Genomic DNA, 19534 nt, shown 5'->3' with positions numbered 1-19534 from the left:
GCTAGCCTCTTAACCCAATATTTTTTTTACAGTTTGATACAAGGTAGCCACATCTTCTGGTCGAGTATCACCAGACTCTGAATCAATAATTGAGCTATAGATATGAGGAATAATCTTTTTCACCCCTGCATCAACAGCAATCTGAACAATTTCTTCAAAGTTTTCTAAATCAATCCCACCTGTTGGTTCTAAATAGAAATCATGTTTAGCACACGCCTCAGCCACTGCTACATATTCCTCTTTATGGTCCAAGCCTTTCATTGGGAAATATTTAATAGAGCTTCCTCCCATATCTTTTAGCATTGTAATCGCAGTCTCAATTGTCACCTCTGCGGCTGGCGCTTGGCTACTAAGAGGTCCTGTCGCAATGTTGACATAACCGACCTTGCCTGTTGGCGAAACTAATCCATTAACAATTGTATCTCCTTGGCCAAGCAACGCTCGCGATGGCCCTACCCCTGTGAAAACTTGATTGACATGCTGAGGTTGTAAAACACCTGAAATACGTGTCACCATATCGCTTTGATTAGGATCTCCCGCACCAAGTCCAACTGATAAAGCATTATCCGTTGCTTCTTGGTAGTTTTTCATATCTGTAATTGCCGCTTCATCAGACTCATAATTTTTAGATAAAACGCCTAAAATAACATTGCCTTCTGCCGCTTTATAGCAAGCCGCCGCGTTTTCAACTGAATTCGCTAACACATTTAAACTAATTCGATCCTTATAATAATTGGGTGTTTTTTTCATCAATTATTCCCTCTTTCTTTAAACTACGACATAATTTCAGAAAGTCGCTTCACAATTTGCGACATTTCTTTTTGATTCACTGCACGAATATCAAATTCAATAATACCAGTATTTGCGCGATATTCTCTAGTATAAACAGCTGGACTTTGTGCCTTTAATTGATCAATTACCTCTTTAGCAGATAGCTTTCCAGAAACAATCACTTCAGCGCGATAAATAGCACGTCCTGCACCATCTTGAACTTCTTTCGCTAATAGATTAGGAACATCATTTAAAGCGCTCAAAAAAGGAACTAGACGCTCTTTCATAGAATCGCCACTCTCAGAACCAAAAGCTAGATAGTCCTCAATAGCTTGGGTAAATCCTAAAATATTTTCCTTTCCAATCTTCATAGAACGACCAAGTCCTTTACTTTGAAGTCGAACCCATTCTATGTAAGTTTTCTTTCCAACAACCAAACCAGAGCTAGGACCTTCAATTGCTTTAGCTCCACTATAGATAACAAGATCCGCCCCTAATTGGCTGTAAACTTTCAGATCCTCTTCTGCGGCTGCATCGACGATTAATGGCAATTGATACTTATGAGCAACTGCCACAGCCTCGGCGACTGACAACATACTCTTCTGAACGGTATGATGACTCTTAATATAAAGAATCGCCGCTGTTTTTTCAGTAATCATCATCTCAATATGCTCTGGCGAACACATATTGGCGTAACCAGCTTCAATCAGCTTACCACCACCTTGGACGACCATTACATCAACACCTGTCCCATAATCAACATTGTGCCCTTTTGGCAAAATGATTTCACGCTTTTCTCCACGGTCTTCGTAAGGATGATATAAATGATACGCATCTCCTTGCCCAATTATGCCTGCAATACTTTGAGCAATCCCTGCTGAAGCACTCGAAACAATAACAGCATCCTCAGTTCCTAATAAATTAGAGATATACGCACCAGTCTTTACAACTAAATCACTCATTTCATAAAAGCTTTCACCCGCTAAACGTTGTGCTTCTTGAACTCTTTCAGACACTTTTGACACGCCTAGTATCGTCATCTTACCTGAGGCATTAATGACTTCTTTTAACTTGTATTTCTCATAACTACTCACTGTCATAAACAATTCCTCCTATAACGACTTTTTCTGGTCTTATCTCTGTATGCGTCACTCGTTGGTTACCATTAGAATCTGTTAACGTCTTATCATAGCTCTCACAAGTAAAGATAGTCAAATCACCATCAAAACCAAGTTCCAACTGACCTTTGTGTTTCAAATGGAAAAATTCTGCTGGCTTAGACGTAACCTTCTCAATTAAATCTGGCAATTCATAACCTACCTCTAATAGCTTCTCCATTGTTGTCGCCAAATCATGAACCGGACCATCCTCACGATTACGATGATAAATATCTGTACTAATTGTGGCCGCAGTCATTTTTTCCTTAAGGGCAACCTCTGCCACATGAAAATTAAAACTATCTGTGCCATGGCCAACATCAAATATAACCCCTTTATTATAAGCATCCCATACAAATTTTTTAATCATGTCGTCGCTTCCTAAAATGCCATTTTCCTTGCCATTAAAGCAATGAGTGACAATATCTCCAGCTTCCAAACGAGATAAAATTTCAGATAATTCAGGTGGAGCAGAACCAATATGAACCATTAATGGAACATCATGATTGTTATGTTGGATTTTTTTTGCCATCTCTAATGGAATAATCCCATTATTCCCAACAACTGTTCGACTCATTCTAGCCTTCATTCCAATCACAAAATCAGGGAATTTGACCAATGTCTCATGAATCAATTGTTCATTAATTTTAGACAAATCAGCCAATTCGTCCTGCTCAATAATCCCCCACTCAGAAATGTTGACTAGAGCCAAAACGTTAGTTTTAGCTTTCTGAGCATACTCATAAAAATCACCAATATTCTTAGGGCCAGTAGACCCCGCATCAATCACAGTAGTTACCCCTTTTTTCACGCCAATTTCATCTGGGAAATCATAGTACAAACTCATTTTTTCATAACAATGAACATGTCCATCAATCCAACCAGCAGATACATAACTTTGCCGATTCAAATCCAAAACTTCCTGCCCATCACCTGTAAGATAAGGTCCTACTGCCGCAATTTTTCCGGCCTTTATTCCAATTTCAATCGGCGATTCGTCAATCAACTTACCATTTTTTACGAGTAAATCGTAGTCCATCTACCTCACTCCCTGTTCTAAGCTCTTCTTACAATTTATTTTAGGCGAAACTTACTCCAAGGCAAGATAAAATCTAACAAAATCAACTCGTCTTCCGCAATTGTTCCAACTAAATTTTTCCGTTCATCTGCGTGTCTCTCTAAAACAACTTGCAATTCATTTTTATACTTACCGAATGCATCATTCCCAATAACGACATCTCCACGATTAAATACCTGTTGATTGTCATGAGCTGGATTAGCTTCTTTAGCATATCTTTTACGAACCTCTGTTGAACGAATCACTTGACTGGTAATATCCCCACGTCTAAAATGCTGAGGCTTTTCAACAATTTCTTTTTCCACCTCATTAACCGCTTCAACATAGTCAACACTTACTTCTAGTTGATACCGATTAACAGCAGCCATTGCTGCTAACTCTGCATCAGAGGCATAAGCATTGCCAATTACCACATCATCAATGAGACCCGTAGCAAATAAATGTTTCGTTTGAACTTCAATTGGTAAATGACGATGCATTTCCAGTGTTGGCAGACCATCGTTAATATCCCAAGGACCAATTGCTCCAACTTGGGAGTTGACAAACGCAGCCGTTTTTAAGCCTTGACGTTTAAAGCGTTCGCTACATTTAACAAAAAAGTCATAAGGTAAAGCCGTTCCCTCTTGTGGGTAAAAATTATGACACCCGTATAAAAATGGCTTGTTAGCCTGATAGGTTAAAATATTATCCAAGTAAGCCACATCATTACTCATATTCAATTCGATTGCCAACCCAAATGAATTGTATGTTAACATTGCCTCCTTATTGCCATCAAAACCAACATCCAAGCGAATGCCATCTGCTCCTAATTCATGGAAAAAGCTTAAATCATCATAAGAAATTTCTAACTCTTCAAAGATTGCTGGTGCAATATCTAAAATCGTTTCATAACCTAATGATTTTGCTAAATTAATAATCCGTTGAAACTTTTCTCTAACAGCATCCTTACCGTCCGTCACCTCTAACATACTCATAAAAATTCGTGAAAACCCTAATTTAGCAGCCTTCTCTAAATAAGTCTTATCTTGTTCAAACTCACTATGGTCTGGATAAATAGAAACTCCTAAACGTCTTTTCATCCTTTCATCCTCCTATCTATTCCTTGACGATATCTATAAACCAAATAACTCGCAATAAAAATAGTCCCTGCACTACTAAACAATTTAAGAAAAGGGGCTACTGCACCTATTAAAGCGAAAATGAAAATCAAACCAATTCCAATTAAAATAACTAGGGGATAACGTTTCTTATCCATTATCTCTAAAAATTTTAGCTTAATTGGCCGCTTTTCCAATACATACAGACTACCACCAAAATATCCAATCAATAAAATAAATCCCAAATAAGTCATCGTTATCCTCCTCGTTAAGAATCATTCATTATTATACACTAAAACTACTATTTTTTTACGCGTTAGCCGCCGCTTCGGCCTCTATTTCCAATTGTTGTTTTTCAAACGCTTTAAAGAATGGGTAATAAATGACTAAGCTAATAATAAAATTGACAATAACCAGTATCGCCGCTGGAATACTAAAATCGGTACTCATCCAAGCTGCAATCGGCGAAGGAATCGTAAATGGCATTCTATTGACCATCATTGGAACAACATTAGTAATTGTTAAGAAGTAAGATAGAGTTGTTGTTACTAATGGGGCAACAATAAAAGGTATTCCTAAAATTGGGTTCATAACAATCGGTGCACCAAAAATAACAGGTTCATTAATATTAAATAATCCAGGTAAGAACGATAAACGTCCTAAACTTCTTAAAGAATCTGATTTAGAAAACATCATTAAGACAACTAGTGCAAGCGTCATTCCCGCTCCACCAATCCATACATACCATTGTAAAAACTGTTCTGTAAAGATATTTGGCATGTTATGCGCGTTGGCACCATCTGCAAAAGCTTCAATATTTTCAGCAATAGAGATATCCCAGAATGGTCGAATAACAGGACCCATGATTGCTGGCCCGTGAATCCCTAATACCCAGAAGAATGTAATCAAAAAGACTGTCAATAAACCACCAAATAAACTATTTCCAGCCAGAATCGCTTTAGCTGGCATCAACAAATTACTTAAGAAAGAACTAATATCAAAATTTAGGACATAGCGGATAAACCAAAAGAAAATGATAACCACTAAAGCTGGTAATAACGCAATAAATGAGTTTGATACTTCCGGTGGTACACCTGGCGGCATTTTAATGGTAATATCACGCTTTTTCATAAAATTAAAAATTTCAACTGCTATAATAGCCGATACCATTGCACCAAACAAACCAGCTGCACTTAAGTTCGCGATATTAATATAACGGCCTGCGCCAATAACATCAGGCACTTCTTCCATCACTTGAATTGGCTTAACAGAAGAAATCAAAAAGGCTAAAACTGCTAAGAAACCACTGGACATTGCATCCAAACTGTAACTATTAGCTAAGTTAGTCGCAATTCCATATGTAGCGTAAAGAGACATAATACCGACAGTATAACGAAAAGGCGTATCTAACATTGGCTTATAAGGCTCAATCATCGCTGCAATTGACGGAATTGGGAAATTAAGAAAAATTGTAAAAAATGAGCCAACAATAATTAGCGGCATCGTGGCAATTAATCCCTTTCTAATTGCCATCATGTGTCTTTGTGAGCCAATAACATTGGCAACTGGCATTACTTTTGCTTCTAAGAAATCCATTAACTTATTCATAACTGCTCTCCTTTAAAAATAATAATTTCACAATACTACGATATTTATAATAACATTATAATGTTTAGAAGTAAAATAAAAAAGCAAAAAGTTTCCTTTTCGCTTTCTGATTCTAAGCCTAAATTTCAAACTCTATTTCATAAGGGTGAATATCAGTATTATAAAGTGAAACTGACACCTCAATTACTTGATCATTTTCATCATAAGAGGTTCTGACACGCTTCATAACATGAGTTTCCTCTGTCTCTAAAAGAACTTTCTCCTCTGCCCCCAAAATACTTACAGAAAATTGATCATTAAAGTGATCAACCAAAAAATCATTTTCTGCCAATATTCGATACATCGAAGCTTTTTCAATCTTATCTTTCATAGCTTTTGTTACCTTAGCGGGCAGATAATGATTAAAAATAATGTAAGGTACCTGATTAATTAAATACATTCTCGTAACCTTTGTAGCTCGACTACCAAAAATGGCTGCAAATTTATGATGACTGTCTAATGTAACTTTTTCGATATCAACGATTCTCTTTTCCAGTATCAGTCCTTTTTTTTCTAAAATTGAAGAAAAAGAATCACCTTTTGAAAGTTTATTAAATAAACGATTACTAATAACCGTCGTTCCTTTACCACTCTTTTTTTCTACATAGCCCTGTAAAGCCAACACTTCAATCGCTTTTCTAATTGTTATTTTACTAACTTCAAACGTCGTCTCAAAATCTTTCTCAGTCGGCAACATACTGCCGACAGGGTATACATTATTCTGAATATCATTTTTGATTTGATCAGCAATATCAATATAAAGCACACTTTTACGTTTCATATTTTATCCTCATACCATCCCTTTATTATCTAACATGACATCTGTCACTTTCTATTATACAAAAAAAGAGAGATTTAATCTCTCTAAATTGCCAACTCCTATGAATCCGATGTTTCAACGTGCTCTTCAATGATTCGCTCAAGTATTTGATTCTCAGATTGAATGACATCAAAATAAGCCGCTTTTTCTACCAAATTTTCATAATCAGCCGTCATAATAGTAACACGTGGCTTAACCCACAAAAAGCCTTGTCGAACTTTCACACGTTCATTGATCATTTTACATTCATCCATCATGACAAATAACTCAATGTCTTTAGTTGAATGCTTCAAACGATTAACACGCTCACGCTCGTATTTCATTTCACTTTCATCAATCGTCAAGCGCTCGCTAATAACGATTAATCGTTGATTAATTTGCCAAGTATGCTCTAAATAACGCGCCTTCTGATAAAGTTGATCGTATTCCAAAACATCAATTTGTTTTTTCTTATACCAATCATCTTTTCGTTCAACATAAGGAATTTCCCCTTCAATTACTGTTAAACTATTTTCAGTCACTTGACGTTCTAGACGGCTTACTAAGTGCTCAAGTTTGTCTTTAGCAACACGCATTCGCTCTTTTGAGTCTCGCTCACGACGTAACGCCTCTTCATAATATAGCGCCTGTTTGTTTAATTCCGTTGTAGTCGTCGTAGAAACATTATGTTGGCTCTGAATTTCATTTGCTCGCTCGTTCAATGCAGTGATCTCTTCTTGTAGTTTAACATTAGACGCTCTTAAGCGTTCTTGTTCCAACTTCAAATGATCATTTTCAGCTTTAAGCATTGCTTCTTCATTAGTTTCAGAAAGATCATCAGCTGTCGCATCTTCAATCGTCACGAATTCTTCTGATTCATAATTTACTTCTGGTTCAACAAAAATCGGCTCAGCTACCCGAGAGATTTCAACATACTCTGGTTCACTAGTTATCTCTTGTTGATTACTGTAATCAGATGTTGTTTGAACGTCGTAATAATTATATGAATCATCCGACTCAGAAAAAGTCGAATCACTCTCTTGATTCTCGTCCTCCCACGCATCACTTGTCTCAAGTTGATCATCACTGTTTAAGAAATCATCAACAATATAAGCTAAATCATTTTCCCATTCTTCAATGATATCCCCGTCTTCTGGCACACCCTGTTGAATCAATGACTGTGATAACGTTGTTCCAAAAGGAAAACCATTCTGATTAACGACTAAAGGTATAAATTCAAAAGAGTACTCGCATTCTGACTCAGCGATCTTCTTACCAAGTGTCCAGACCATTTGAGGATAGTAACGTGTCAGCTGAGCTAATAGACCATCCCACGCTAGGTTATCGTCTTCCAACCTAATTCTCAAGCTCTTTTCCAAAGACACAGCCTGAAGAAGCTGAGAAAAGCGTCTCTCAACTTCAGCTCTAGGGTATTTACTTTTCGGATTCGTTTTTAAGAAGATAGTCTCACATTGCGTTAATAACTTTGATAGGGTATCTTCTTGGAATAAAACAATTCCTTCCTCAAACGTTGGATGTTGGTAGACGGATATTTCTATTCTATTGTTCACCAACCTCATCCTCTCGTCTTAAATTTGACTATTCAATGGACTGTCAATAATTAAGACTTGTCCTTCTGTTAAAATACTGTCTTGTAAATTATTCCAAGCTACTAACTTAGCTACTGGAATACCTACTTTTTTAGAAATATCCGTAATTGACTCATTTTTTTCTACATAATGAGTTTTATCTGATTTCACTTGTTTACCAGCTATTTTAAATGTTTTACTTTCAAATAAAGCGGATGGCACAGCGTTAGACATAGCCGTTCCCATCTGGCTAGCTTTTAATAAAGCTAACTGTTTTGCTTCTTTTTCAAGTTGTAATTCTTTTTTTAGTTTTGTTTGGGCTAACAATGATTTTGTTGTCGCAGCAGTCGCTACTTTTTTAGCAATTGCTTCTTTTTCAGTTGTCGCCTCTTTTTCTTCATACTTCTCTCGTTTAACTACAATTAAACTTTCAGGAGTCAAACTAGAATCCTTCTCACTCATCTTGTTTAATTCTTTAATTCGAGCAATTGTTACACCATATTTTTTAGAGACTTCCCATAAAGTTTCATCTTTCGCTACTTTATGGCGAGTAACTTTAACTTTTGTTTTGACTTTTTCAACATTATCAAATCGTTGTAAATCATAGGTCTCAATCAAGCCATTTAATTTTTGATTATAACGCGTATCAGTCGCATAACGTCCAGTTAAAAATAGAGTAGCATCACGATAAGTTTTAGCTTCACTTTTCCAAGTTCCTTTATACAAAGGATTGGCTGATCCGCCACCCTTGATTAGTTCAGCATAGTCACCTAGTGATTCTTTATAAGAAGGATACTTTCTAAAGTTGGCGGTAATAGTATACATATTTCCTTTGCCGTCATCCTCAAGAGTCGGCATTCCCACTTTAGCCCCTTCATAAGATCCTTTAATTCCAAAAAGATTAAAGTTAGGTTCCCGTGCTAAAGTACTGTTACCAGAAGCACTCTCTAGAATAGCCTGTGCAATCATTACAGAGGCATAAATATCATTTTTATCGGCAATCTGACTAGCATCTTTGCCAATTTTATTAATAAATTCTTCAGTACTTTGATTTTTGCTATAAACAATTGAACCATCTTTAATAGCTCCCCCACTCGAAGAGCTGGTTCCAGTGGACTTAGCACTAGTTGAACTACTAGTCGTTGATGTTGCTCCTCCTGGTTTAACACTACTTGAGGAACCAGGACGGCTACTTGAAGGCGGGATAGTTGGTTTAGTAGAACTAGATGACGTTGATGTCGAACTAGAACTACTAGTTTGGCCTGTACTTGATGAACTACTTTCACTTGGTGTAACTGATGAGCTGGAGCTAGTACTTGGCTCCGGCGCCGGTACTTCAGAGCTACTTTCACTAGGAGTTGGAATAGACGAACTCTCAATTGGAGGTACCTCAACTGTACTTGATCCCGTTTTCTCCGAGCTAGACGCTACCGCCTTAGATGAAGATTCAGTTGTTTGGTTAGCATATACTTCTAACGCTGGCGTAGACGCAGAAATGACTAACATTCCTACACTAGCTTTTGCACCTAGTTCTCGAAGCAATGCACCTTTTGTTTTTTTGTTCGACATGTCCTATGTTCCTCTTTTCTGTAGTTCCTATTCACCACTACTTTCAATGTCAGAAAGAATGGTTAATTTTCTTAATAATTCTTCAAAGATCATTTCTGAGTCACTCTTAGTTGAATAAATCTTCTGATACAAAGTACGTGCATCCTGAGAAATATTTTGCAAATCACGTTCAGCATCACTCACGATACGACGTGAATCAAAATTAGCTTGATCAACAATTTGTCTAGCTTTAGATTTCGCTTCTAGCATAACTTCAGCGATATCTTCTTTTGAAATACCATCATCGTCTGCTTTAACAGATAACTGTTCTTTTGCTTTAGATAATTCGTTATTTAACTCTTTAATTTGTTGCAATAAAGCAACTTTTTCTTGTTCAAACTCTTGGTTTGGTTGAACCTCTGCTTGGACATTCAATAATTTTTCAGTCAACTGATCAATTTCAGTCTGCTTAACATTAATTTCGCGTTGGAATTGACGAGCATTTGCCTCAGCACGTGCACTCACTTCGTTCGCATGTTGTACTTTAACAAGTAACTCATTATTTTCTTGTCGACTTTTTTCCAATGCGGCTTGAATCACTGCATTATCTTCCTCAACTTGTTGGAAGTGTTTAGGTAGAGCTTGAACAGATGAGAACTTTAATGCCAACTCTTCTTTTTCTTGACGCAATTGTTCAATTTCTTTTTTCTTTTCAGCAAGCTCTTTTTCTAAGTTACTATTTCCAGAAAAACTTGATGATGATTTTGAATTTGATTTTTCAGGTACATCATCTTCATCATCCTCATAATAATAATCATCGTAGTAATCGTCATCATCATAATAATAGTCGTCATAATAATCATCGGCTTTTTTTCTTTTTCTAAACACAGTTACTCCACCTCTCTAATAGTCAGCAATGTACATACTTAATTCATTGCTTAAGTTGTTTAAAATAAATGTTATGTCAATAACTCCAATTTGTTTAGTTTTGTGAGAGTTATTTTTCTTGTGTATAGTAAAGACTTCAAAAAAAAATGAATACTTACTTGAAGTTCTTCTCTAAAGGCAAGAATACAAACAAATTTCTCCACCAAAACCTACAAATACACACTTAAAATTATAGCATACCTAGCCGATTATGCAACCTATTTTTACTCAACTTTTCATTTAACCACCCTTTTAAGTATACAACAAATTCATTAATTTTTCAAAACTAATCTACTATTTTTTTAAGATTTTCTATATATCTTGATGATACTCTTTATAGACTTCCTGTTTTTTTAACCCTCTTAACTTGGCGACTTGCTTAATTGCCTCTTTAGAAGTCAGTTGTTTTTGGCTCATTTCTTCATTAACATGATCAAAAACAGATAATGAACTCCAATCATTTTCTTCAAATTCAACCACTTCTCCATCAAACCCCGAAACTAAAATACAACATTCTCCTTTTATCTCATTCTCTTGTAAATAAGACAATATTTCAGATAAAGTTCCTCTAAGATACTCTTCATGTATTTTAGTCAGCTCTCTACAAAGACTTGCTAATCTATTTTCTCCAAAAACAGTGATCATATTAGCAAATGTTGCTTTTAGTCGATAAGGAGACTCATAAAAAATCAGCGTCTCAGATCGATGTTTCAACCCATCTAATTCTTTTAGTTGCAGACTTTTTTTTCGAGTTAAGAATCCATAAAAAGTAAACCGCTCTGCCAGTATCCCTGAAGCAATTAGCGCTGTCACGCCAGCTGTAGCGCCAGGTAAAGCAACTACAGAGATATTTTTTTGGAGACAAGCAACTACTAATTCATGGCCTGGGTCACTAATTGAGGGCATTCCTGCATCACTCACTTGAGCTATACTTTCACCTGTAAGTAGGCGTTCAATTAATCTCGGAATTCGCTCCTTATAATTGTGCTCATGAAAACTAATTTGTGAGGTCGCAATTTGAAAATGATTAAGCAGTTTTTGAGTAGTACGTGTGTCTTCACTTGCAATGATTGAGACTTCTTTTAATGTATCAATCGCTCTGAACGTCATGTCTTGTAAATTACCGATAGGGGTCGGCACTAAATACAAACGACCATTCTGATTCGTTTTATCGAAGCTTTTTTGTTTAGTTATCATTATTAATAGTCCTTTTATTTTATTTAGTTAACAGTTAGTACGTCTAGTTTACCAGAAATAGCTTTAAACTAAAAAGAGACGGGAATCAGCTTCCTGCGTCTCTATAATTGTCATATTTTTCTATCGATAACACTAATTATCTCGTCAAGTCCCTATTTTCGTTCGCCATAAATGACATCTAAACAAAATGCACATTCTTCATCATTTTCGCGTCTAGAGCCATAACAAACATTGCATACATGAAATCCTTCTTCATATATTTTTTCTAAATTCAGTCGAGATTTAGATAATTCTTGTTTTTCATCTGGGCCACTACTAATAGCTTCAAGCTCAATTAAACGCGCTCGCAGATGGCGGTTCTCAATTTCTAAATTAACATTTTTCTCTGTCAGTTCATCAATAGCGTCTTTCATAGCACTCAAACGTAACAATATATTTTTAACTTCTGTCTCTAAATGACCAAATTCATCATACAATGTCCGTTTATCCATCAGATTCTTCCTTTTTATCACTCACTTGTTGTTTAGCAAATTCTTTAATCTCTTCATAATCATAATCGACAGTCAAATCCCGCCCGAATAATCTAACCTTAATCACATGATCAAGCAAATTTAATCCAATAACTTTACCACGCCCCTCAGGTGTTAGCACTTCCTTACCATAGTCTGGTAATTCACGCTTAGCTTCCTCATACATGTCATTCTCATACTTTAGACAACACATTAATCGGCCACATAAGCCTGATATCTTGGTTTGATTTAACGATAAATTTTGATCCTTCGCCATTTTTATGGATACGGGGATAAAGTCACCAAGGAAAGTCGAGCAACATAATTGGCGGCCACAAGGACCAATTCCACCTAAAATTTTAGCTTCATCTCTAACACCAATTTGGCGTAACTCAATCCGTGTTTTGAAAATAGAAGCCAAGTCCTTAACCAATTCACGAAAATCAATCCGTCCCTCTGCAGTAAACTGAAAAACCATCTTCGAACGATCAAACGAGTACTCGACTTGAATCAACTTCATCTCAAGTTCATGCTCCAAAATTTTCTTTTTAGCAATGACAAATGCTTCTTGTGCATCGTGCACATTTTTCTGCTCTTTCTGAATATCTTCATCCGAAGCCGTTTTAAGAATAGGTTTCAACTCATCAGGTAAATCATTTTTTTCGAATTCTTTTTTTGGGATAGCGACTAACCCAATTTGTTTACTTTGTTGTGTTTCCACCAATACTTTTTGATTATATGAATACTCCTCTTTTCCCGGAGTAAAATAATATATATGGCCAGCAGGTCTAAATCTAACACCAACAACTTCTACCATTGTGCCCTCCTTTACTAATAGGACAAGTAATCCTATCCATCTAACAACTTAAGCGATAATTGCTCGCAAACATTTTGAAAGCTTACATTTGCTTCCCATTTCCTGCGACTCACTAAAATCATTTCGACTCCAGTTAACAATTTCTTACGAGACCATTTACTCTTAACTGTCTGAGATTTTATCCCCTTGATACTCTGAGATAAAAACTGCCTCACATGTATCAAAACCAACTCAAATAACAAGGCCTGTTGTGATTTTTCTTTAAATACCTTAATTAACTGTTGTTGAACATAGACAAAAGCAAATGGATTATCTTCTACTAAATAAGTAACCCATTTAATAGAAGTATCTTTAGCTTCATTAAACCATTCCTGCTGATAAATTTCAATAGCTTTTTCGAGACTATTAGTCAACTGAGACAATAGTTTCGCATCATTTTCAGTAACTCCTTGAGCCACTAACTCGGTTTCGAGAAGTATTTCAGAGAGTGGTAAAAAGTGCAATACTTGACATCTAGACTGAATCGTCGGCAATATCCTCGCCTTAGCAGTTGTTAAAAATAGAATAACAATTTGACCATCAGGCTCTTCAATAAATTTTAACAAACTATTGGCAGCACTCACTGTCATTTTTTCAGCATCTTCGATGATTAAAACTTTTTGTTGCGTTTCCATGCCACTTTTCATAAAAACTTCTTTAATATCACGAATCTGATCCACCTTAATACTTTGACCATCTGGCACAATCGTATTTACATCAGGATGCTCGCCATTTCTAATCCGTTGACAATTTAAACACTCACCACATGGTTGATCTGCTTCTGCTAAGCAAAAAATTCGTTGGCTAAGCCACAGACTCATGGCCACTTTTCCAGTCCCCGCTTCCCCTTCAAAAAGGTAAGCATGGGCCAAACGATTTCTAGCAGCACTTGCCGCTAATTGTCTAAAAACGATGGGTTGTTTTTCTGCTATCGACATCTTAAAAACGATAGAACCCTTCAACTGGCATAACGAAGACAGTCGCCCCACCAACCTGTACCTCAATCGGATAAGACATATGACTATCCATTGTAGCGTCTAAGCTTACTGGCGCTGTAACAAATTGCTCACGTGATTGACACACATCTTTAATTAAATCGAGTGCTTCATTGACTCGCTCATCCTCAATCCCAATAATAAACGTGGTGTTCCCAGCTTTTAGAAAACCACCTGTAGTAGATAATTTTGTCGCTCTAATATCAGCATCAATAAATTCATTTGACAAACGGTTACTATCCTTATCTTGGACAATGGCTAAAATTAATTTCATCATAATTCCTCCTTCTATATTATGCACAATTGAACAGAAACTAACCATACTTGCGCTTAACAACAGACAAGCTCTTATTAAGTTCTAGAATAGTTCAGGAAAATTCTCTTTAATCGCTGCTAAACAATAAGAAATAACTTGTTCCAACGACTCGCGGGCGTCAATCATAATAATTCGTTCAGGATTTTCTTCCGCAATTTTTAGATAAGCATGACGGACTCGTTGATGAAAAACTGAACTTTCCGTATCAAGACGATCCAGCTCATTAAGAGAACGACCTTGTCGAATACGGCTTAAACCAGTGTCAGAGTCGACATCTAGATACAGAGTCAAATCAGGCATCAGACCTTCAATCGCAAATTCATTAATTGATTCAACTGCCTCAATTCCTATTTTGCGCCCAGCACCTTGATAAGCCAAAGAACTATCAACAAAACGATCACAAAGAATAACTTTACCATTTTCGATTGCAGGGATAATTTTTTCTACCAAATGTTGTCTGCGAGCTGCCGCATATAGTAAGGCTTCTGTCCGCTCATCCATCTCCATATTTTTCGGATCTAAAATAATTTGGCGAATTTTCTCAGCAATTGGAATTCCTCCTGGTTCACGCGTCACAACTAACGGAACCTGCAACTCTTTTTTCAGTAGTGGTCCTAATTCCTTTATGACACTCGTTTTGCCTGCACCATCAGGCCCTTCTATTGTTATGAAAATCCCCTTCACTTCATCTGCCTCCATCATCTATCATATTCCTATTTTACTTGATTCTCTTCTAAGTGTCTAATAACACGCTAGATTTCCCTACGACCTTCAACCGCCTTTAACAAGGTAATTTCATCCGCATACTCAATATCACTTCCCACTGACAAGCCGTGAGCTAAACGTGTCACTTTAATTCCAGCAGGCTTAATCAATCGAGACAGATACATTGCAGTCGCTTCCCCTTCAGTAGTAGCATTCGTCGCGATGATCACTTCTTGAATTTCATCATCATGCAGTCGTTTAATAAGTGGCGCTATGTTAATATCGTCTGGGCCTGTCCCATCCATTGGCGACAAGACACCATGTAATACATGATATTGACCACGATATTCTCGCATCTTTTCCATCGACATAACATCTTTAGGCTCTTCAACAACTAAAACCACGCTCTTATCACGACTGTTATCCTGACAAATCTCACAGGTTTCTTCTTCAGAAATATTGCCACAAATCGTACAATAATGTAAATCGCGTTTAACACTAATGAGTGATTTAGCAAACTCATTCACATCTTCTTCACGCATATCTAAGGTAAAAAAAGCCAGACGTGCAGCCGTTTTAGCACCAATTCCTGGCAGTCGCATATAACTCTCAATCAATTTAGCAATGGGTGTCGGATAGTGCATTAAATCCCTTCTTTCTAACAACTTAACCTGTCATAATTTCTTTGTAAATAGTTAAGCCTATTCTTGCTTAGTTCGATACTTTAGTGTAAAAAAACGGGAAGTTTCCTTCCCGTTTTTTTAGAACCCAGGCATCCCCTTAGTATATTTCCCCATCGTTGCTTCCGTTTCTTTTTCAATTTTTACCAATGCATCATTAACTGCTGAAATTACCAAGTCTTGCATCATTTCAACATCTTCTGGATCAACCACTTCTGGCTTAATAGTTAAATCAACCATTTTACGGTCTCCAGTAAACGTAACTTCAACTAATTGATTCGTCGCTTCCCCTTTAAATTCTTTTGCATTCAATTCTTCTTGAGCGACCACCATTTCTTTTTGCATCTTTTGAACCTGCTTCATCATGCCTTGCATATTTCCCATACCACGCATCATTTTATATTCACTCCTATTAATAAATTATCGTTAGTCATTTACTACTTCAACAACGCTTTCGCCGAATAATTCGACTGCTTCGTTGACAATTGTATTTTCATCTTCCTCGGGAGGAACTAATTCAACTTCCCCCATAGGTAAGCTATCATTCGTTGAATTAGCTACCATCTCATCCTGATGTTGACTCAGGAAATCTCTTCTTAATCCTGTCCAATTTTCATTTGGAATACAAATTAAATTTGGCTGATACTGCATCAACCGATTAAAGCCTGAGCGAACATTTTCGTGCAACTCAGTATCTTCACTAGCACGTTGACAGACAATTTCATAATCAAATGAAATGACCAATCCACTGCTGCTAGCCGCAACTGGTTCACTCGCTTTCAGCATCGCTCTCTGAGTCACTGTCAGCAATTGTAACAACTCTTCCCAAGCGTCTTGAATTTGCTGCAACTGGTCTCTAGTTGCTTCTCGCAAAACTTGATAAACTCGCTCAGTCGGCAGTCGATACGTTGACTTTTTAGGAACTGGCTTACTGCTTGTCCCAGATGCCTCCTTCGTTGCAACCCCTTCTTTTTTCAATGTAGCCAATTCTGTAGATAAGCGGTCGATTTCTTGCTTTAATTGAATAAAGTCACCTGACTCCCCAACATTTATCGATACGTCATTATCACTCTCAGCCTGAGCTGCCACTTGTCTCAAAGTGGATAGCTTCACTGTAGCAACTTCCAAATAAATATTAGGGTGATTCGTAAATCGTATCTCATTTTGAGTCTCACTCAAAATTTGAATATACTGGTAAATGGTCTCCGTAAGCAGTTCCTCACCCAACGCCTTAAACCCTGTCGTTAGTTGACCACTTTGATTAGCTAATAAATTAGGCGCCTGTTTATACATAAGAAGATCCCGACAATACAAAAGTAAGTCTTCTAAAAAGCGACTTCCTTCTTTTCCTTCATTTAATAAACTATTTAAGACAACCAGAGCTTCTTCAGTCTGTCGATTGGCACAATTACTAATAAAAGTGTCCATCATCTCAAAAGTCAAACTACCGGTTACCTGCAAAGCATCATTAACCGTTAGCGTTTCATCACCAAAAGACAGAGCTTGATCAAGAATACTTAAAGCGTCTCTCATCCCACCTTCAGCCGCCCTAGCAACGACAAAAAGACTTTGTTCTTCGAATGTTATGTCCATGCTTTTCAAAATTTCAGCCATGTGGTCCACAATATCTTGCGTACTTATGCGTTTAAAATCAAAACGCTGAGTCCGCGAAATAATCGTCAACGGAATCTTATGGGGCTCTGTTGTTGCCAAAATAAATAACACATTTTTAGGTGGCTCTTCCAAGGTCTTTAATAACGCATTAAAAGCACCTGTTGACAACATATGAACCTCATCTATGATATAAACTTTATAATCAGCCTGTGTCGGAGCGTATTTCACCTTTTCCCGTATATCACGAATCTCTTCCACACCATTATTACTCGCCGCATCTATTTCAATAACGTCATTTAGTCGGCCCTCTGTTATTGCCTGACACGTGTCACACTCATTACAGGGCTCTCCATCTTGACTATTGCGACAGTTAATTGCTTTCGCAAAAATTTTAGCCGCACTTGTTTTCCCAGTCCCACGAGGTCCTGTAAATAAATAGGCGTGAGAGGTCTTATTTTGGACTATCGCATTTTTGAGTGTTTGGGTAACGGTTTTTTGTCCCACAATAGTATCAAAACGTTGAGAACGCCACACTCGATACAAAGCTTGATATGTCATTTCTGTTCTACTCCTCTCAAAAATCGCTAGTTCTCATTATACGTTAGAACTACCAAAATTTCCACTCTTTAGTCAAAGTGTCTGCCTTAAATCATTACCCCTTTTAGATTATTTTTTACATTGTTTAACCCCTATCTATGATACAATAAATACAGAAATAAGTGTTGTGAAAAACGAGTTATAAAAAACCCACTTCTTTAACAATAGAAAAGAAATGGTAAGTTAATCACTATAAATTAGAAGGAGCGATTAAAATGGGATTAATCAAAGCAGCAACAAGCGCTATTGGTGGCGGATTAGCAGATCAGTGGCTAGAAATTATTGAACCAGGGGAAATGAGCAAACAGACTGTCATGACGGAAGGGGTAACTGTCCGTAAAGATGATCGTCGTGGCTCAAATAAAAAGGGAACAAGTGGCGTTATCACTGATGGTTCTGTGATTCATGTTTACCCCAATACAATGATGCTATTAATTGATGGTGGTAAAATCATTGACTATTCTTCTGAAGAAGGCTATTACACGGTAAAAAATGACAGCGCGCCTTCCATGTTTGGTGGTAACTTAAAATCAGCTATTGCTGAATCTTTTGACCGCTTTAAATTTGGTGGCGTTACACCTCAATCACAAAAAGTCATCTATATTAATTTACAAGAAATTACAGGGATTAAGTTCGGTACGCCGACTCCCATCAATTACTTTGATAATTTTTATAATGCGGAGCTTTTTTTAAGAGCACATGGTAACTACTCCATCCGTATTACCGACCCAATTCTTTTTTATGCAGAAGCAATTCCTCGTAACAAAACAAGTGTGGATATTAGCGAGATCAATGAACAGTATCTAGCAGAATTTTTGACTGCTTTACAAACATCAATCAATCAAATGTCTGCTGCTGGTGAACGTATCTCATTTGTCACATCTAAAAGTACTGAATTAAGTAAATTTATGGCAACCGTTCTTGATGAAGAATGGCGTGGAAACCGTGGGATGGAAGTTGTCTCAGTTGGTGTCGCAAGTATCTCCTACGATGACGAATCCAAAGCTTTGATTAACATGCGAAACAAGGGTGCTATGTTAGATGATCCATCTATCCGTGAAGGCTTCGTTCAAGGTTCTATTGCTAGTGGAATTGAAGCTGCTGGCTCAAATTCTGCTGGTAGCGCAACTGCCTTTATGGGGATGGGAGCTGGTATGAATGCTGGTGGAAACTTTATGGGACAAGCTAGCCAAACAAATCAACAACAGATGAAAGATCAGGCTGAAAAAGCGGCTCAATCTGCTGATGCGTGGACTTGCCCAAATGATGGCACTCAAAATACTGGAAAATTCTGTTCCGATTGTGGCCAAGCAAAACCGGCTCCAACTCCAACTGGAATTCAAATGAAATGTAGTGCCTGTGGAGAGGTTGTCACTATTACATCAACAATGCCGAAGTTTTGTCCAGAGTGTGGGCAACCATTCCGAGGTCTCCCTCTATAGTTAGGGTACA

At 37.2% G+C, this 19534-nt stretch carries 20 protein-coding genes; 1 reads left to right on the top strand and 19 read right to left on the bottom strand.

Annotated features, from left to right (window positions below; translation table 11 throughout):
* Window positions 1–9: 9 nt before the first annotated feature.
* From dagF to dnaX, 19 genes are all read right to left on the bottom strand, one after another.
* Entirely contained in the window at window positions 10–750 is a 741-nt protein-coding gene (gene dagF, locus AC5KOD_RS16985; RefSeq protein ID WP_496915769.1) for a 2-dehydro-3-deoxy-phosphogluconate aldolase, read from the bottom strand.
* Window positions 751–773: 23 nt separating this feature from the next.
* Window positions 774–1871 (bottom strand): DgaE family pyridoxal phosphate-dependent ammonia lyase, encoded by a 1098-nt coding sequence (locus AC5KOD_RS16980; protein ID WP_496915768.1) that lies wholly within the window; start codon window positions 1869–1871, stop codon window positions 774–776.
* Window positions 1858–2967, bottom strand: a complete 1110-nt coding sequence (locus AC5KOD_RS16975) for an amidohydrolase/deacetylase family metallohydrolase (protein ID WP_496915767.1) — start codon at window positions 2965–2967, stop codon at window positions 1858–1860. Before AC5KOD_RS16975 ends, AC5KOD_RS16980 begins: the two co-directional genes overlap by 14 nt.
* A gap of 35 nt (window positions 2968–3002) precedes the next feature.
* Window positions 3003–4085 carry a DUF871 domain-containing protein gene (locus tag AC5KOD_RS16970; RefSeq protein WP_496915766.1) on the bottom strand — a complete coding sequence of 361 codons (1083 nt, stop codon included), beginning with the start codon at window positions 4083–4085 and terminating at the stop codon, window positions 3003–3005.
* Window positions 4082–4357, bottom strand: a complete 276-nt coding sequence (locus AC5KOD_RS16965) for a hypothetical protein (RefSeq protein ID WP_496915765.1) — start codon at window positions 4355–4357, stop codon at window positions 4082–4084. The genes AC5KOD_RS16970 and AC5KOD_RS16965 overlap by 4 nt, the downstream gene beginning before the upstream one ends.
* Before the next feature lie 55 nt (window positions 4358–4412).
* Entirely contained in the window at window positions 4413–5711 is a 1299-nt protein-coding gene (locus AC5KOD_RS16960; RefSeq protein WP_496915764.1) for a PTS sugar transporter subunit IIC, read from the bottom strand.
* A gap of 118 nt (window positions 5712–5829) precedes the next feature.
* The gene (locus tag AC5KOD_RS16955) at window positions 5830–6531 is read right to left on the bottom strand and encodes a GntR family transcriptional regulator (RefSeq protein ID WP_496915763.1); all 702 of its coding nucleotides are present in this window, start codon (window positions 6529–6531) and stop codon (window positions 5830–5832) included.
* Between the two features lie 98 nt (window positions 6532–6629).
* Window positions 6630–8120, bottom strand: a complete 1491-nt coding sequence (locus AC5KOD_RS16950; protein WP_496915762.1) for a hypothetical protein — start codon at window positions 8118–8120, stop codon at window positions 6630–6632.
* 18 nt (window positions 8121–8138) lie between these two features.
* Window positions 8139–9707: a glucosaminidase domain-containing protein gene (locus tag AC5KOD_RS16945; protein ID WP_496915761.1), complete on the bottom strand. Its 1569-nt coding sequence runs from the start codon at window positions 9705–9707 to the stop codon at window positions 8139–8141.
* A gap of 27 nt (window positions 9708–9734) precedes the next feature.
* Window positions 9735–10574, bottom strand: coding sequence for a hypothetical protein (locus AC5KOD_RS16940; protein WP_496915760.1), 840 nt, complete (start codon window positions 10572–10574; stop codon window positions 9735–9737).
* Between the two features lie 351 nt (window positions 10575–10925).
* Window positions 10926–11807 carry a 16S rRNA (cytidine(1402)-2'-O)-methyltransferase gene (gene rsmI / locus AC5KOD_RS16935; protein ID WP_496915812.1) on the bottom strand — a complete coding sequence of 294 codons (882 nt, stop codon included), beginning with the start codon at window positions 11805–11807 and terminating at the stop codon, window positions 10926–10928.
* Between the two features lie 155 nt (window positions 11808–11962).
* Complete coding sequence (locus AC5KOD_RS16930; RefSeq protein WP_496915759.1) at window positions 11963–12301, bottom strand: DNA replication initiation control protein YabA; 339 nt, start codon at window positions 12299–12301, stop codon at window positions 11963–11965.
* Complete coding sequence (locus AC5KOD_RS16925; protein ID WP_496915758.1) at window positions 12294–13136, bottom strand: PSP1 domain-containing protein; 843 nt, start codon at window positions 13134–13136, stop codon at window positions 12294–12296. The genes AC5KOD_RS16930 and AC5KOD_RS16925 overlap by 8 nt, the downstream gene beginning before the upstream one ends.
* Window positions 13137–13168: 32 nt before the next feature.
* The gene (gene holB / locus AC5KOD_RS16920; protein ID WP_496915757.1) at window positions 13169–14113 is read right to left on the bottom strand and encodes a DNA polymerase III subunit delta'; all 945 of its coding nucleotides are present in this window, start codon (window positions 14111–14113) and stop codon (window positions 13169–13171) included.
* 1 nt (window position 14114) lies between these two features.
* Entirely contained in the window at window positions 14115–14444 is a 330-nt protein-coding gene (gene darA / locus AC5KOD_RS16915; RefSeq protein WP_496915756.1) for a cyclic di-AMP receptor DarA, read from the bottom strand.
* Window positions 14445–14528: 84 nt separating this feature from the next.
* Window positions 14529–15170: a dTMP kinase gene (gene tmk, locus AC5KOD_RS16910; RefSeq protein ID WP_496915811.1), complete on the bottom strand. Its 642-nt coding sequence runs from the start codon at window positions 15168–15170 to the stop codon at window positions 14529–14531.
* A gap of 68 nt (window positions 15171–15238) precedes the next feature.
* On the bottom strand, window positions 15239–15835 hold the full coding sequence (gene recR, locus AC5KOD_RS16905) for a recombination mediator RecR (protein ID WP_496915755.1): 597 nt from the start codon (window positions 15833–15835) through the stop codon (window positions 15239–15241).
* 117 nt (window positions 15836–15952) lie between these two features.
* Entirely contained in the window at window positions 15953–16267 is a 315-nt protein-coding gene (locus AC5KOD_RS16900) for a YbaB/EbfC family nucleoid-associated protein (RefSeq protein ID WP_496915754.1), read from the bottom strand.
* 30 nt (window positions 16268–16297) lie between these two features.
* The gene (gene dnaX / locus AC5KOD_RS16895; protein WP_496915753.1) at window positions 16298–18043 is read right to left on the bottom strand and encodes a DNA polymerase III subunit gamma/tau; all 1746 of its coding nucleotides are present in this window, start codon (window positions 18041–18043) and stop codon (window positions 16298–16300) included.
* 254 nt (window positions 18044–18297) lie between these two features.
* Here dnaX and AC5KOD_RS16890 point away from each other — a divergent pair, with 254 nt between their 5' ends.
* Window positions 18298–19524, top strand: coding sequence for an SPFH domain-containing protein (locus tag AC5KOD_RS16890; protein WP_496915752.1), 1227 nt, complete (start codon window positions 18298–18300; stop codon window positions 19522–19524).
* The last annotated feature ends 10 nt before the right edge of the window (window positions 19525–19534 follow it).

This window comes from Vagococcus sp. WN80Y (assembly GCF_059621045.1).
The sequence above is the reverse complement of the archived record's forward strand: the minus strand, read 5'-3'. Positions and strand labels throughout refer to the sequence as shown.

Excerpts from the sequence above, each read along its gene's own strand:
- dagF (WP_496915769.1), bottom strand. The coding sequence starts at position 750 with ATGAAAAAAACACCCAATTATTATAAGGATCGAATTAGTTTAAATGTG.
- AC5KOD_RS16980 (WP_496915768.1), bottom strand. The coding sequence starts at position 1,871 with ATGACAGTGAGTAGTTATGAGAAATACAAGTTAAAAGAAGTCATTAAT.
- AC5KOD_RS16975 (WP_496915767.1), bottom strand. The coding sequence starts at position 2,967 with ATGGACTACGATTTACTCGTAAAAAATGGTAAGTTGATTGACGAATCG.
- AC5KOD_RS16970 (WP_496915766.1), bottom strand. The coding sequence starts at position 4,085 with ATGAAAAGACGTTTAGGAGTTTCTATTTATCCAGACCATAGTGAGTTT.
- AC5KOD_RS16965 (WP_496915765.1), bottom strand. The coding sequence starts at position 4,357 with ATGACTTATTTGGGATTTATTTTATTGATTGGATATTTTGGTGGTAGT.
- AC5KOD_RS16960 (WP_496915764.1), bottom strand. The coding sequence starts at position 5,711 with ATGAATAAGTTAATGGATTTCTTAGAAGCAAAAGTAATGCCAGTTGCC.
- AC5KOD_RS16955 (WP_496915763.1), bottom strand. The coding sequence starts at position 6,531 with ATGAAACGTAAAAGTGTGCTTTATATTGATATTGCTGATCAAATCAAA.
- AC5KOD_RS16945 (WP_496915761.1), bottom strand. The coding sequence starts at position 9,707 with ATGTCGAACAAAAAAACAAAAGGTGCATTGCTTCGAGAACTAGGTGCA.
- AC5KOD_RS16930 (WP_496915759.1), bottom strand. The coding sequence starts at position 12,301 with ATGGATAAACGGACATTGTATGATGAATTTGGTCATTTAGAGACAGAA.
- AC5KOD_RS16925 (WP_496915758.1), bottom strand. The coding sequence starts at position 13,136 with ATGGTAGAAGTTGTTGGTGTTAGATTTAGACCTGCTGGCCATATATAT.
- holB (WP_496915757.1), bottom strand. The coding sequence starts at position 14,113 with ATGTCGATAGCAGAAAAACAACCCATCGTTTTTAGACAATTAGCGGCA.
- darA (WP_496915756.1), bottom strand. The coding sequence starts at position 14,444 with ATGAAATTAATTTTAGCCATTGTCCAAGATAAGGATAGTAACCGTTTG.
- recR (WP_496915755.1), bottom strand. The coding sequence starts at position 15,835 with ATGCACTATCCGACACCCATTGCTAAATTGATTGAGAGTTATATGCGA.
- AC5KOD_RS16900 (WP_496915754.1), bottom strand. The coding sequence starts at position 16,267 with ATGATGCGTGGTATGGGAAATATGCAAGGCATGATGAAGCAGGTTCAA.
- dnaX (WP_496915753.1), bottom strand. The coding sequence starts at position 18,043 with ATGACATATCAAGCTTTGTATCGAGTGTGGCGTTCTCAACGTTTTGAT.
- AC5KOD_RS16890 (WP_496915752.1), top strand. The coding sequence starts at position 18,298 with ATGGGATTAATCAAAGCAGCAACAAGCGCTATTGGTGGCGGATTAGCA.